11 protein-coding genes and 1 pseudogene are annotated in these 14147 nt (G+C 42.7%); 6 read left to right on the plus strand and 6 right to left on the minus strand.

What is annotated here, in order from left to right; translation table 11 throughout:
* The gene (locus OCV81_RS14370; RefSeq protein ID WP_394802548.1) at positions 1-132 is read right to left on the minus strand and encodes a winged helix-turn-helix transcriptional regulator; all 132 of its coding nucleotides are present in this window, start codon (positions 130-132) and stop codon (positions 1-3) included.
* Between the two features lie 325 nt (positions 133-457).
* Here OCV81_RS14370 and OCV81_RS14375 point away from each other — a divergent pair.
* From OCV81_RS14375 to OCV81_RS14400, 6 genes and pseudogenes are all read left to right on the plus strand, one after another.
* Positions 458-979: pseudogene (locus OCV81_RS14375) on the plus strand (circularly permuted type 2 ATP-grasp protein).
* Positions 980-1004: 25 nt separating this feature from the next.
* Positions 1005-1721, plus strand: a complete 717-nt coding sequence (locus tag OCV81_RS14380) for a circularly permuted type 2 ATP-grasp protein (protein WP_262640378.1) — start codon at positions 1005-1007, stop codon at positions 1719-1721.
* A gap of 33 nt (positions 1722-1754) precedes the next feature.
* Positions 1755-2453: an alpha-E domain-containing protein gene (locus OCV81_RS14385; RefSeq protein WP_148330657.1), complete on the plus strand. Its 699-nt coding sequence runs from the start codon at positions 1755-1757 to the stop codon at positions 2451-2453.
* A gap of 20 nt (positions 2454-2473) precedes the next feature.
* Positions 2474-3253, plus strand: a complete 780-nt coding sequence (locus OCV81_RS14390; RefSeq protein ID WP_148330658.1) for a transglutaminase family protein — start codon at positions 2474-2476, stop codon at positions 3251-3253.
* A complete protein-coding gene (locus OCV81_RS14395) occupies positions 3250-4176 on the plus strand; it encodes a M14 family metallopeptidase (protein WP_148330659.1) in 927 nt (308 codons plus the stop codon). The genes OCV81_RS14390 and OCV81_RS14395 overlap by 4 nt, the downstream gene beginning before the upstream one ends.
* A gap of 9 nt (positions 4177-4185) precedes the next feature.
* A complete protein-coding gene (locus OCV81_RS14400; protein ID WP_148330660.1) occupies positions 4186-5130 on the plus strand; it encodes a M14 family metallopeptidase in 945 nt (314 codons plus the stop codon).
* Here the strand turns inward: OCV81_RS14400 and OCV81_RS14405 are convergent.
* The 5 genes from OCV81_RS14405 to OCV81_RS14425 all read right to left on the minus strand — a co-directional run bounded on the left by OCV81_RS14405 (position 5108) and on the right by OCV81_RS14425 (position 14027).
* Positions 5108-5674 (minus strand): cyclophilin-like fold protein, encoded by a 567-nt coding sequence (locus OCV81_RS14405; protein ID WP_148330661.1) that lies wholly within the window; start codon positions 5672-5674, stop codon positions 5108-5110. The genes OCV81_RS14400 and OCV81_RS14405 overlap by 23 nt on opposite strands.
* 91 nt (positions 5675-5765) lie before the next feature.
* Positions 5766-6587: a carboxymuconolactone decarboxylase family protein gene (locus tag OCV81_RS14410; protein WP_148330665.1), complete on the minus strand. Its 822-nt coding sequence runs from the start codon at positions 6585-6587 to the stop codon at positions 5766-5768.
* A 156-nt stretch (positions 6588-6743) separates the two neighbouring features.
* Positions 6744-8846: a BREX system Lon protease-like protein BrxL gene (gene brxL / locus OCV81_RS14415; RefSeq protein WP_148330662.1), complete on the minus strand. Its 2103-nt coding sequence runs from the start codon at positions 8844-8846 to the stop codon at positions 6744-6746.
* A 160-nt stretch (positions 8847-9006) separates the two neighbouring features.
* Entirely contained in the window at positions 9007-11397 is a 2391-nt protein-coding gene (locus OCV81_RS14420; RefSeq protein ID WP_262640376.1) for a PglZ domain-containing protein, read from the minus strand.
* Positions 11398-11432: 35 nt separating this feature from the next.
* Entirely contained in the window at positions 11433-14027 is a 2595-nt protein-coding gene (locus OCV81_RS14425) for an SIR2 family NAD-dependent protein deacylase (protein WP_148330663.1), read from the minus strand.
* Positions 14028-14147 lie beyond the last annotated feature (120 nt).

Here is a 14147-nt window from a genome sequence, read left to right on the forward strand (position 1 = left end):
TCATATACTTGAACCGTCCGATTCATTCCGGCGATCCTGCAGGATGTTGTCCATCTGCTCCTTAGCCCATTGTATCAGTCCGTTCAGATAGGGGAGCAAGGATTTTCCGCGGGGAGTCAACGAATATTCCACCTTGGGCGGCACCTGTGGTCAACAAGGAATTAAATTTCATTTTGTTTCAAAAATGCTTGTTTAAATATCTTTTTATTTATAATTTCGCGAAAACAATATTTATAATGCTACAATTATGCAAAATATGAAAATAAAATGATAACACAAGCATTAAATTGATAAGCTTGGGATGTCTTTCTCCCAGGAACATGGACAAAAAGAATCGCTCGTTTGCAAAGGGGAAATCAAACGTAGCGCAAGTGAAAAAGATGGAGATAAGGTATAATTTAAAAAAGGTAAGGATATGGATAAAATGATTGAAAACCGAGGTGCAGTCAACAAATGGATGGAACGCTTTGGCGTGCGTTTCGGAGTGTACAAAAACGGGGTTTTTAAAGAACAGTTGTTCCCTTTTGATGCCATACCGAGGGTAATATCCAAGGAAGATTGGGATTATCTGGAAAGGGGACTTATACAGCGGGTAGATGCATTAAATTTGTTTCTAAACGACATCTATCACGAAAAAGAAATCATCAAAGACGGTATCATACCGGCCGAATTCATTTATTCGTCCAAGGGATACCTTCCGGAGTGCGAAGGTGTGTCGCCCATCCACAACATTTATTCGCACATATCGGGTATCGACCTGGTGCAGGCAAAAGACAACCGCTAGTTTGTGTTGGAAGACAACCTCCGCATTCCTTCTGGCGCGTCTTATCCGATGATAGCCCGTACCATTACGCGGAAAGTATCGCCACTCACTTTTCAGGAAAATGCGGTGGCCGACAACCGCGACTACAGCAGTCTGCTGAAGGAGATGATGGACTATATGGGGCATTTCGGTCATCCTGACTCCCGGACGCTATAATTCGGCCTTCTTTGAGCATTCGTATCTGGCCGAGAAGACAGGAGCTACCTTGGCTTTCCCGGGAGATTTGGTGGTTGAGAACGACATCGTCTACTATATGGGGCTGTACAAAGAAAGACAGCAGGTGGGATGCATCTATCGCCGTATCAGCGACGAATACCTTGACCCGCTGACCTTCAATTCGGACTCCCTGATAGGCATTCCTCATCTCATGCAGGCCTACCGGAAAGGTAATGTGGCGGTGGTCAATGCCTTGGGCAATGGAGTGGCCGATGACAAAGGCATCTACTATTTCGTGCCTAAGATGATTACGTATTACCTGAACGAGCAGCCAATTCTACAGAATGCGCCGACTTATCTTCCATATTACAAGGAGGATTACCAGTATATCCTGGACAATATCGCGAAGCTGGTCATCAAGGATGTGAGCGAAGCCGGAGGATACGGAGTGGTATTTGGCCGCGATCTTTCTCCCGAGAAACTGGCGGAACTGAAGCAGCTGATTATCGATGAGCCTCGCCGCTGGATTGCACAGGAAGTAATCGACTTCAAGGACCTGGAAATTCAGGAAGGCGACGAGCGGGTGGAACGGAAAGCCGACCTGCGGGCTTTCGTCATTTCGGGCGAGCAGACCCGGGTATGGAAAAGCGGACTGACCCGTTTTTCACGCAACCCGAACTCCTTTGTAGTCAACTCTTCCCAAGGAGGAGGATTCAAGGATACGTGGGTAATGGAAGAATAAACAGATTCAAAAAACAAATACAACAAATACAATATGATTACATGCAATGCAATTTCAGCCATTAAGGCCAACCGCCTGTACTGGCTTGGACGATATACAGAGAGAGTCTACATCAGCCTTCACCTGCTGCGCCGTTACTACGACAAGATGATTGACGGCAAGCCGAAGGAATACGAGGAATATTATCAGAAACTGGATACCAGTAATCCTTATCCGGACAAGGAAAGTTTCCGGATAGGCTATATGTACGATGATAAGAATCCCTGTTCCCTGATTTCGGGACTGACTGCCGCCAATGACAACGCCATTGTCCTTCGCGAGGAGATTATGAGTGAAACTCTTTCGTACATTGAACTTTCGTTGTCGTATATCCAGAAGTCGGCCGAAAAAAAGGATGACAACATCACCGACCTTCAGCCGATTACCGACTACTTGCTTGCCTTCTGGGGCTCGATTGACGAACGGGTGTTCGATGAGCGGGTGCGCAATTTCCTGCGGATTGGCAAGCTCGTGGAGAACATGGACATGCACATCCGATTTGACTATCCTTTCTATCGCATAGAAGAGGCATACGAGTCCTTGAAACTGTGTGCGGAAACCGAGGAAGGCATTTTCGACCCGATGATTCTGGAGCACCTGGACGAACTGCTAAGGGAAGATGTGTACGACTGTTCCAACCTGGGATACAAGTCAATCGTACTTAAATACATCAACCATCTTGTCTTGTTGTAAGAATATAATGTAAGGAAACCATGATTGTAAAGAAATATCTATATAATTATCAGACCATCATCCACTTCAGCTCGCCGGTCACCAACCATTTCTTCAGCCTGAGGTGTATGCCTTGTGTCAATGCGTATCAGCAGGTGGTGAAACGCGACATGTTTCTCCATCCGTCTGATTACCTGATTTATGGAGCCGATGCCTGGGGAAATCCGCTGCAATACGGTAGCCGGGCCGAGGCGCACGATGCGTTTATCTTTGTCAGCAGCGGGGAAGCGAAGCTTAGCCCGTATCGCATTCCAGAGCTCACACATGGGGATGTGTTCCGGGTGGAATCTGCCCTGACCGGAGTATCCGACTCCCTGAAAGCCTTCCTGGCAGACGCGGGACCGAAGAAAGACGACGCGCTGGATTATGCCCTGCGCCTTTCGGAAAAGATTCACGACTACATGTGCTATGCTCCGGGCACTACGCAAATCAATACTACTGCCATGGAGGCCTTCCAGCAACAGAAAGGAGTGTGTCAGGATTATGCCCACATCCTGATTGCACTGTGCCGCGCCTGTGGCATACCCGCCCGCTATGTGAATGGCTTCATGCAGGGCACGGGAGTGACCCATGCCTGGGGGGAAGTGCTCGTAAACAATGAGTGGAGAGGAATAGACCCGACAAACAACCAATTGATAGAATACGGATACATTAAACTGGCGCATGGGCGCGATGCCCTGGACTGCCGGGTCAACCGTGGCGTGTATACCGGTCACCCCACGGAACAGACTGAAATCCGAGTAATTGTAGAAGAATTATGATAAAAACAGTGGTATCTACCGCCCTTCCTGTGGATGAGCGGCTATTAATAAAGAAAAATGTCATCCGCCATGGAAACTCAAACAAACGTATCTGCATCGTGACGGGTACGCACGGCGACGAACTGGAAGGCCAGTATGTCTGTTTCCGGCTCAATCAAATCGTACAACAAAATCTGGAGAAACTGAACGGTACCGTGGAGATTTATCCCGCATTGAATCCGTTGGGCATCGACTCCATCACCCGGGGCATCCCGGGCTTCGACCTGGACATGAATCGCATCTTCCCCGGCAATCCGGACGGAACCATGACCGAACAGGTGGCCTATACCCTCCTGCGCGACTTGCAGGGAGCGGATATGGTAATCGATATCCATTCCAGCAACATTTTCTTGCGGGAAATACCGCAGGTACGCATCAACGAACATACGGCGGAGAAGCTGGTGCCTTATGCCAAGCTGCTCGACGTGGATTTCATCTGGGTGCATGAAGCCGCTACGGTGCTGGAAGCTACCTTGGCCCATTCACTGAACAGTTTGGATACCCCCACCTTGGTGGTAGAGATGGGAGTGGGCATGCGCATCAACCACGGATATGGCAACCGGTTGGTAAACGGCATCCTGAACCTGATGCATAGCCTGGGCATCTGGGCCGAAGCTCCCGAAACCATATCCGTACCCACTCCGGTCGTCTCCGTAGGCAACCGGGTGAGCTTCCTCAATGCGGATGCTTCCGGTGTCTTCCTCACCGAAATCAAGAACAATATGATTGTAGAAAAAGGAGAGAAGATAGGCGAGATTGTCAGCCCGCTCACTGGAGAGGTTTTCCAGACTGTGGAAGCGCCTACCCGGGGACTGCTTTTTACCCTCCGCGCGTACCCCATCGTCTATCAAGGATCCCTCCTGGCACGTATTCATCAATTTTAAGCAACCGATATGAAAAATGAAATAATCTTCCGCATGGAATCTCCTTTCCGCGACACGTTCCGCATCCAAGGATTTCGTTTCGGAGAAGGAGAGAAGAGCCTGGCGCTGGTAGGGGCCATGCGTGGCAACGAGATACAGCAACAATACATCTGCTCACAGGTCATAAACCGGTTGGCCGCACTGGAGAAAGAAGGCCGGCTGGTGCCCGGGCATGAAATTCTGGTCGTTCCTTCGGCCAACCCTTTCTCCATGAACATCGAGAAGCGTTTCTGGGCCATGGACAATACCGATATCAACCGGATGTTCCCGGGCTATGACCAGGGAGAAACCACCCAGCGTATCGCAGCCGCTCTTTTCGAGGCCATCCAAGGCTACACCTACGGCATCCAGTTGGCCAGTTTTTACGTTCCGGGCGATTTTGTACCGCATGTGCGGATTACCCAGACCGGTTATGAAGACACGGCCACGGCGGCTCTCTTCGGCCTCCCGTTTGTCTGCCTCTACAAACCGCTGCCGTTCGATACCACCTTGCTCAATTACAACTGGCAAATCTGGAACACCAAAGCATTCTCCCTTTACAGTGGAGGAAACGATACCGTGGAAGGAAAAAACGTGGCCGACTGTGTGCATACGATTTTCCGCTTTATGCACCGCACGGGACTGATAAATTATACCGACTACAGCAGTCCGGACTACAATTCACGCCAACTGAATGAAGAAGAGCTGGTACCGGTCAGAACCCCCGTTTCAGGCATCCTGTACAAGATGAAACACGCTTGCGATGTGGTGAAGAAAGGAGAGGTGATGGCTTCTGTCATCGACCCTTACTACGGTCATGTCCTGATGGAAATTCAGGCTCCGACCAACGGAATTGTCTTTTTTGCCCATAACAAGTCGCTGGTGCTGCAGAATACCGTAGTGTATAAGATTGTTATTCAGCCAAAGAAAGAGTGAGCGTGATGCTCCCCATTCCGCCCAGCAGGTCCAGCATCTCTTCACGGGTAGAGACTCCGTCTACTTTGGCCAAAGGAGTATATGCCCACGAGTTCGAGCCATAAAATATGACAATGGAACTTCCTTGGTAGAGCATGATATCGCCCGGCACCGTGGTGGTCTGCCGGTCTGTCCGTGGCAGTGAGAAGCCCAGTGAACCGACTTTCTCCATGTTTCCGTAATCATCCAAGCGAACCTCCAAGGCCCCTTGTACCAGTCTCTCCTTGAGAGCCTCTGTAGCCGAATTATCGGCAAGCGTAGCGGTAAAAGAGCGGTCGTTGACTGTCAGCGTCAATGTATTGTTTTCCATAAGTGCGTCATCATTATCAGGGTTTTCAGGATTTTCATTCTCTTCATTATTTCCAGACTCTCCGGCATCTCCAGTGTTTTCCGATTGTCCAGGAATGTTCGTTTCAGGGGCAGACGGCGTATCGTCTGAAGGGTTACAAGCCGACAAGGCTATGCAAGCAAAAAACAAAAAAGGGAATAACAACACTCTTTTCATAAGTCTATATGTATATAAAAAGAACAAAGGTAGGAGAGTGAAAGCCCACCGGCTTCCCGCCAACGGCAGGCAACCGGTGATGCTGGATAGATTATTGCAATTTACCATATTCTTCGTCGGAAACCGGCTCCAGCCATTCATTCGACGTGTTTTCGCCCGGCACCTCAAAGGCCAGGTGTGCGAACCAGCTGTCGGCAGCCGCTCCGTGCCAGTGCTTGACACCTGCCGGAATGTGGATTACCGTACCCGGCAGAATCTGTACGGCCGGTTTGCCTTCTTCCTGATACCAGCCGCGTCCGGCCACGCCAATCAGCATCTGTCCGCCACCCTTGGTAGCCCGGTGGATGTGCCAGTTGTTGCGACATCCCGGTTCGAAAGTCACATTGGATACAGGCACCTGTTCCTTGGATACCGGAGCCAGGTAACTGTTTCCGATGAAATACTTCGCGTACGCGGTGTTAGGTTCTCCGATAGGGAAAATCATCTCGCGCTGGAAGGCTGCCTTGGCATCGTCTCCAGTAGTGTCTTCCGCCCACACTTCCTTGGCCAGACGGAAAGCAGCCCATGCCTTTGGCCATCCGGCATAGAAGGAGATATGCGTAATGATTTCGGCGATTTCCGTACGGGTGATGCCGTTCTGCTTCGCCGTCTGCAAGTGGTAAGTCAGCGAACTGTCGGTGATGCCCTGACTGATGAGTGAAGTGAGGGTCACCAAGCTACGGTCGCGCAGCCCGAGTTTGTCGGTCCGGCTCCACACCTCCCCGAAAAGTACGTCGTCGTTCAATTCCGCGAATTTAGGAGCAAATTCTCCCAGCTGGTCGCGTCCAGCCGTCTGTTTGATAGTTTCCTGTGCCATAATCGTTGTACTGTTTATTACCCATGCGGCAAGCGCAAGGAGCATTTGTATTTTCATCATGCAATGAGTTTAACGGTTTGTATTTTTCTGATTTCCTGTGGCAAAATTAACCGTTTTATATTATGGCATGTGTATACGTTTTACGGATATTTATACCCGAATGGCGGAAGATGAAATACAAGCTGTTTCAACTTCTATTTTGAACTGATTCTTTTAATTCGAAATAGCTTTTGTTTTTATAAATGTGGCTGTGAACTCCTTGCACTTACGCATGTCTTGTCTGGACGAAGCGATAGAGTAAGTATTGTATTTCTCAAAAATATCCAATCCGCGTCCAAGCATGATTGTCCACCCTGTGTCAGTCTTGATGCATCTATCATGGAAATCTCTGAATTTATATTCAAACTCAATGCCGTACGATGCCAGGTCATCTTTGATATCGTCAAATTTGTCTATCAACTCAGGAATTTTTTCTTCCTCTTCATTAGTAATAAGATTGAGTTTCAAGTCATCTACTGGGCGAGTATTGATGAGCATTAAAGCAAATTCCATAAAATTCTTGATTTGCCATGAAGTGCGTATATAGGGATCTTCCACTGTGATACTATTTGCTCCTGCCATATAAGGAGCAAATAATTTCTCGTAACTCACACCGGTTTGTCCCATTCTAAAGGTCATGCTCTTTTCTTGCAGAATATGGATACGGGGGCGCTTTGCAATTTGACAGCTCGAGTTTCTTTCTTCCTCTACGGAGCATGTTTCTGTATTTTCTTCATTCAAAGGCTGAGCCTCTGCATCGGTTAGCTTCCCAGTCGCTGTACTTATCGTTGAGTTTATTGGAATTATAAGAGGATTGCTTACTTTTTCCAATGTCTCAACATTCATTTCTATACCTGTTTTTAGATTGATATATTTGAATTTGGCTGGTTCGGCATTGAAAGTTTCGTCAATTACATATAATTGATCCTTTACACGTTTACGACCTTCAGCAGCAAAATCAACCAATTCGTACGCTTCCTCGTCAGTCATCTTTCCATCAGGATAAAGCAACTTCATCATTCCAGAAAATGTCTTGCGGATGGCCAGATGGTCACGCTCTGAAAGAGAGCCGTCGAATTTGGCATAGTCTTTCAAAACTGCCGTACGGTCATCATTGCGCAGGGCATGGAGCACCGCAGCAATGTAATCAGTAATAAGTCCGTAACCTTTGGAGAAGCTGTCTTTTTTCAACATTCTAATCTCCCATCCGGGATTATACAGATGGATTCGGTCAAGAAAAGCACCTTTGATGAAAGAGGCAGGTATGGATTCAAACAGATGCGTATTCTTCAACATAAAAGGGACAGTATGCTTTGTATTTCCTACAAACACCATCGAGGCACTGGCTTCATGCGTTCCCTTGCCACGATTAAACGATTTATTGGCCAGATAATTCTGCATGGTATCAATGAGCACGGCATCCACGTTACGTCCTTTCTGCTGCTCAAATTCATCCCATGCCACTACATCCCAATAGCCCACAAGACCCAGAATTTCTTTGTTTCCCTGCATTTTGACAAAGAGACGTGCACTAGTCACATCTCCGCCCGATACGAGTACACCATAAGGTGATAGTTCCTGAAATACATGCGACTTACCAGTTCCTTTAGGACCAAGCTCCACAAAGTTGAAGTTATTCTCCACATGGGGGAGGAGGCGAGCAAGCGTGATAAATTTTTCCCGTCGGTTCATGGAGTCCGGATTTAACCCTACCGTATGCATGAGCAAATCCATCCATTCCTCCGTAGTGAAATTCTTGCGCAGGTCAATATACTCTTGCAAATCGATATTTGAAATCTGTATAGGCTTCAGAGTCTGAATCTCCCATCTCACTTTTACATCTTCTCCACTGATATAACCAATGGTGACGATGCACCATACTCCGTTGCCACTCAGAAGTTTCGGATTCTTGCGCACATAGTCTGTTCCGATAGGTACTCCCGTCAATCCAAGGTTGGCAAAAGTAGCCTGATACTCATCATTCTTTTCGTTAAGCACCACCGTCACTTTATCAATGATACGATGTTTGCCATGCTCACGGATAAGTCCTTTTACCGACTCTGCTTCTGCGCGATGTACATAATTATGCTGGATAACCTCCTTTACTTTTTCGAGGCCCTCGTTAATGATTTCTTCGTCATCACTGGCACAATACTGGCCAAGCAAGTATTCCAGTACGTAAGTCGGTACAGGAAGTCCCCCCTTAACCAAAAACGCCAGATCTTTTCTTACCACCTTGCCAATAAAGGCATTTAATACTTTCTGCTGTGAATCCATATATTATGCTCCTAAAAATCTTGTTCAATCATTGTATTATTCTTCACTGTCTCACGGATAAGCGGATTTAACCGGTCATCTGCATCATAAATACGAAGCTGCAACATACTTGCGCTGACCGATTTTTGCAAATTGAGCGTAACTTCATACACCCGGTTATTCAGGTTCGTTGCATCCGTACTGTTAAGGTCAGTTCCTTTTCCTGAGTCACAGGATCGTCACCGTTATAAATGCAGCATACCACCTTGCGTTCCATCACGGTCATACTCACGGCTTCCGATTGTATAAGTTGGAATTTCAACCGACTGCTGACCATATTCAGGTTATGATTCATTAAAGAGATACCCACCTTTTCAGTCTTGTTTGTCCGTTTCTGCTGACTCCTGATTACCGGTATAATCATCTCCTGAAGGGATGCACCGCCATGTGTAAAGTTGTAGCCTCCCGAAGCCGCCAGTCGGTTGGTGCCGACTGGTACGCCTATCCAAAGCGGCATCTGACATTTTATGGCAGATACTCTTTCAAGAGGGAATTTGACGATTCCTTCCACATATTCATCGCTGTCTGTGAGATAATACCTCGTTTTTTTCTCTACTGATGCATCAGTAATATTATGCTTGTCCTTATCTTCAAATTTCATGTCATTGTACAGAAAGCCATGATCGGCAGTCAACACTACATTGGTCACATTCCAAGTAGCATGCAGACGTTTGATTAATACAGACAACTGGTCTATGGCCTTGCGGCAAGCACTGATTACCTCAAATGGGCTTTGAGAATGGCTTGCTTCATCAATCGTATCATGGAAGATATATACTAAAGGCCTTTTGAACAGTTCCCGCATTGAAATCTGGTCACCATTCATCACATCTTCATAACGTACACACACTCCTCTTTCACGATATTTATCCAAATGAGCTGTCCGTTGTTCTGTAGTTGCTAATACGGCTCCGTCCACCGCCATATCCGTACCAATCAGTTCCAAAGAGTGATGCGGTAGAAGGGAGAGCTTGCAGAACTTTGTTTCCGTGGGCAACATAGCCTGATAGGCTTCGATTGAAGCCATATTTTTTTCCTTGGCCAGTCTCTGCATCAACTCCATAGCCACTTCGTATCTCAGAGCATCACTGATAATGATTACCTGTTTCACATTCAAATCAGACTCGTTAGCATAAAAATCCTCCTGATGCTTCAATCCCGTTTCCGTAAACCAAGCCCCTTTTTCTTCCACACAGGTCAGCCATTCCAAATTAAGAAGGTTGGCAATCTTCGCATATTCCTGGTCTAATTGTCTTTTGGCCACATTCAATACAAGCTCGATAGGATTCTCTTTGGTTATCAGTTCATGATAAGCTTCGAGTGTCTTTCTGTAGGACATATCTACCAGATAGAACTCTGTAATATATTTAGTTACGTATTCCTTCGTATTGTTAAGTTTAAGTGTCCCCAGTCCACGCACCTGCATATAAAACAGGGCCGACTGTTCAATAAACCGGATAATGATTTGAATATGACTGTCAGCAGGCAGTTTCAGGGATAATTCACGCATACGGTCGTTCACATCTTCCGGATCAGCCATCAATTCCTTTTCAACTATTTCCTGCAGAATCGGCCAGCAAAGAGCTTCTGTATAATAAAAGTAGTTTGCATCAATGCCATAGATATTAATGATTTCCTCTTCTTTAATATCTGAAGCCAAAATTCTCATGGATTGGATGAACTTCTCACTAAGCAGACGGTCGTGCGTGCCCCATTCATAAATCTTGTTTATCTGGTCAAGCACTGCAGAGCTGCTGATTTTATATTGTTTGTATGAATCCCCCGGCACTACATCCAACAGTTGTGTAATGCAATTGTATTTCAAACATTCGGCAACGCTTTTCATCTTTTGAGAAGCATTCAGGTTATAGCTTACCCCGAAGAGTTTCATCAATTTGTCATTAGCTGTCTTGCTTGCATCCAAGTTTCTTGAAAGTCTGTGCCAGAAGTCCGTACGCTTTTTCTCCTCCCAGGTAGCATCAAGGATAATCATCTTTACAATGATTGTTTCCCAGTCCAGAAGTTTCTTGTCGCCAAGGTAATTGGAGATGAAAGCCCGGCAAACAAGGTCTTCGCTGAAAGTAGCGGAATCGATATGCCCATTGAGGATATTCTGGATTTTGGAGGACATGATTTCCGCAATGTTTTTCTTGATAAAACCACGGAAACGCTCCGGCAGATTATACTGCTGCATATATGAAGCATAGTCGTCTTCCTTATATTCCATGTTGGCTTTAAGCATATCGAGCAATGGAAACTGTAGCTGCTGTTCTTCTGAATGAGGATAGGTTCCCACAGGAAAGAGCAGCACGACGCGTTTGTCCTTCCAAGTATTCTCTATGGCATATTTTGTATTGAACCAAGCGCCATCGAACACTTTATAGACATATCCTTCTGACCAATCTTTTACGTCTTCAAGCTCTGTCTGGATAATGCCCATCTTGTCGAAGATAAAGAGCACATGTAGTTGAGGATTGCGCTCAAAGTAACTGTATATTCTGTCTTGTATCATAAACATCTTTAATAGAACTTATCGTTTTTATATCATCAAAGGAATTCAATAAGGTGATTGCGAGAATCTTTACTTAATGTCTTAGTTTGAAGGTATTCTTTTAGTTTTCTTCTATATATTTCATTCTTAAAAAAACATTCTCTTTCATTATGATTAAATTTTAAAATCCAGTCAATTTCGACTTTTTCGGGTGATGAATAGTTGTTTGGTGAGAGAAAGAATCTCATGCAATCATTGTCTTTTGATAAATCATCTATAATTTTATGCAATTTATAGAAATCCTCATTTCCTCTTATTTCTGCTAAAATAAAGCAATGATGTTGATTGATATTATTACCTTCTTGTTTTAGTAACTTATTAAATCGTTCTGTAGAATAATTATGAATATTATTGTAAAAAATAAAATGTATATAGTTAAAAAAATCATCAATATTATCTAGGCAAATCTTTTGTACTATATTTTTTAGAGATGTTGGTATGATTGGATAAAGCAATGATAATGCAGTGGCTTTTTCTTTTTGATTTATTTCATTAATACGTATATCTGTAAATTCTATTGCTCTTGTTTTTAGTGTTTCAATTAATAATAGTAAGCCTTCAATGTAAGAATTAGGAGCATAAGAGTTGTATAATATACAACTAATAAGTTCTTTGGCTTCTTTTTCATGTGGAGGATATTGCTTAATAAGTAGATTTATTGTTTGATATCCTATTTGATACGAGAATCTCCAATACTTTAACACTACATTATAGAGATCATTAATATTAATCTCCTCAATTTGAGATTTAGAAATTAGCATTAAAAAATTACTTAAGGGATTATAAAATAATGCATCGTCATTAAACAAGTAGTGGTATTTACTAATATTTTCTAAGCAGGTGTTAATATATTTGATGCCAGAATTGTTGTATGATAAAGTTATTATATCGTAATCATTAAGAATCGAAATAAGTTGATGAGTCTCTATATTAAAGATTAACAATCTTAACATAAAGCTATCTAGAAATTTAATTTTTGTCCCTTCAATGTCTTCACCAAATATATTATTTGGATGGGTAGCAAAACTATTTAATACTCCAAATGCAGTATTATAACAAATGGATTTATAATACATACTATTATCGCAAATGATATAGTTTGCTAATGAAAAGATGCTCTCACGTTGATATAAAGACATTAGTATTATAATGTTGCTATTTATTGACCATCCTCCTTTTTCTGCAGACTTTCTTTGTTTGAATATTTTTTGTTTTAAATCTTCTGTTTTTATAAGATGATTGCCAATATATTTGTAGGATATTAAATCCTGGAAAATTTTTTTTATTTCTCTATCTAAGGGTAATTTATTCAATATATCTTCTAACTCATATATATATGCTAACTCAAGTTCTTTTTCAGCATTAAAACTTCGATCAAATGCTTTCTCTGATTTAATACCGTTTTGAATAGCCCAAATATTATATCTGCAGATGAAGTATAAAATATATTTTTGGCGATTCCAGTATAGTGGTAATAGTTTTAAATATATTTGATATGCCTCCCAATAGTCTCCTAATAAATATAATGTAAATGGTAATTCTAAATCATCTACAGTATATTGAATAGTTTTTCCACGTAACAATTTTATTCTGTCACATGTTTTTGGATAATCAAATTTATAGATAAAATCTATTGTTGTTTCTGGAATGTAATAATTTATATTAGAATAGAATTTACTATCAAGAATTTGCAAACCATCAATTTCGTTCAAGCAATTATACCATGCAGCTTGTAATAAAGTTTTTAAATCTATGGAACGATGATTAGCCAAAAAATGTCGTTTCTTTGAGTTAGAATCAAGTTCTTTTGCTAAATTTCTGAAATATGAAAGACTTGTTTGTAATCCTTTTGAATTTGTGTACCAATTGATATTTCTATAATTAGGGAAAAAATAAATCAATCCCTCCCCCAAAGAACGTAGTTCTTGACTATAGGGCGTAATTCGAGAATAAAGGTATTCTGCCAGTTCTTTTTTAGGAATTGCACTATAATGGTTAATTGCAAAGAGTATTTTGTCTGTTAAGAGACCTATCCCACTTAAATTATTCGATTTATATCCCTCTCCTTTAATTTCATCAATTTCTTTTTCATTAAAATAAAGTATATTGATTCCTTTTTTCTCAAAATATTGTTTTGTCACAAAATCCGGTTCCTCGCATGATAACAGGTAGGCTCTTTGCATATTCTCTGACAAGATATTTTGTAACTCATTTAATATCATTTTAAGATTTAAATCTGCAAATGAAAAACCTACAAATAGCACAAGTTTACTTGCAAATACAGATTGTACAAATGCACGTATAAGGGGAAATTTATGGGGATAATTATAATAATCCGTTTCGGTAAGAACGATATTATTAGTAATATAATCTCCATGCATTTTAACAAGAACATTTGGATATACAATTTGTGGTATATCCTTATCTTCTCTTACAATATCATATTGTAAAAATTGATTGTTAAGCTCTTGTTCTATAAGATCATCATAGTTTGTTGTTATTATATGACATGGATTAAGCGACAATATACTCGTATGTAAATGATTCGGTACAGCTTTGTTGTAAAGCAGAATTTCTTTTATTTTGTCCATATACTCTTTGTACCCTCTAGAATCTTTGTATAACTGAGATCATTAGTGTCCCGTTAAAATGGGACGAGTTAAACAATTAATCAAAAAGCCCCGGAATCAGGGGATCATTTAGATCTTTGA

The organism is Phocaeicola fibrisolvens, from assembly GCF_025567125.1.
GTDB classification, from domain to species: Bacteria; Bacteroidota; Bacteroidia; order Bacteroidales; family Bacteroidaceae; genus Phocaeicola; species Phocaeicola fibrisolvens.

Coding starts and splice junctions, on each gene's coding strand:
- OCV81_RS14385 (WP_148330657.1), top strand. CDS start 1,755: ATGATTACATGCAATGCAATTTCAGCCATTAAGGCCAACCGCCTGTAC.
- OCV81_RS14390 (WP_148330658.1), top strand. CDS start 2,474: ATGATTGTAAAGAAATATCTATATAATTATCAGACCATCATCCACTTC.
- OCV81_RS14395 (WP_148330659.1), top strand. CDS start 3,250: ATGATAAAAACAGTGGTATCTACCGCCCTTCCTGTGGATGAGCGGCTA.
- OCV81_RS14400 (WP_148330660.1), top strand. CDS start 4,186: ATGAAAAATGAAATAATCTTCCGCATGGAATCTCCTTTCCGCGACACG.
- OCV81_RS14405 (WP_148330661.1), bottom strand. CDS start 5,674: ATGAAAAGAGTGTTGTTATTCCCTTTTTTGTTTTTTGCTTGCATAGCC.
- OCV81_RS14410 (WP_148330665.1), bottom strand. CDS start 6,587: ATGAAAATACAAATGCTCCTTGCGCTTGCCGCATGGGTAATAAACAGT.
- brxL (WP_148330662.1), bottom strand. CDS start 8,846: ATGGATTCACAGCAGAAAGTATTAAATGCCTTTATTGGCAAGGTGGTA.
- OCV81_RS14420 (WP_262640376.1), bottom strand. CDS start 11,397: ATGATACAAGACAGAATATACAGTTACTTTGAGCGCAATCCTCAACTA.
- OCV81_RS14425 (WP_148330663.1), bottom strand. CDS start 14,027: ATGGACAAAATAAAAGAAATTCTGCTTTACAACAAAGCTGTACCGAAT.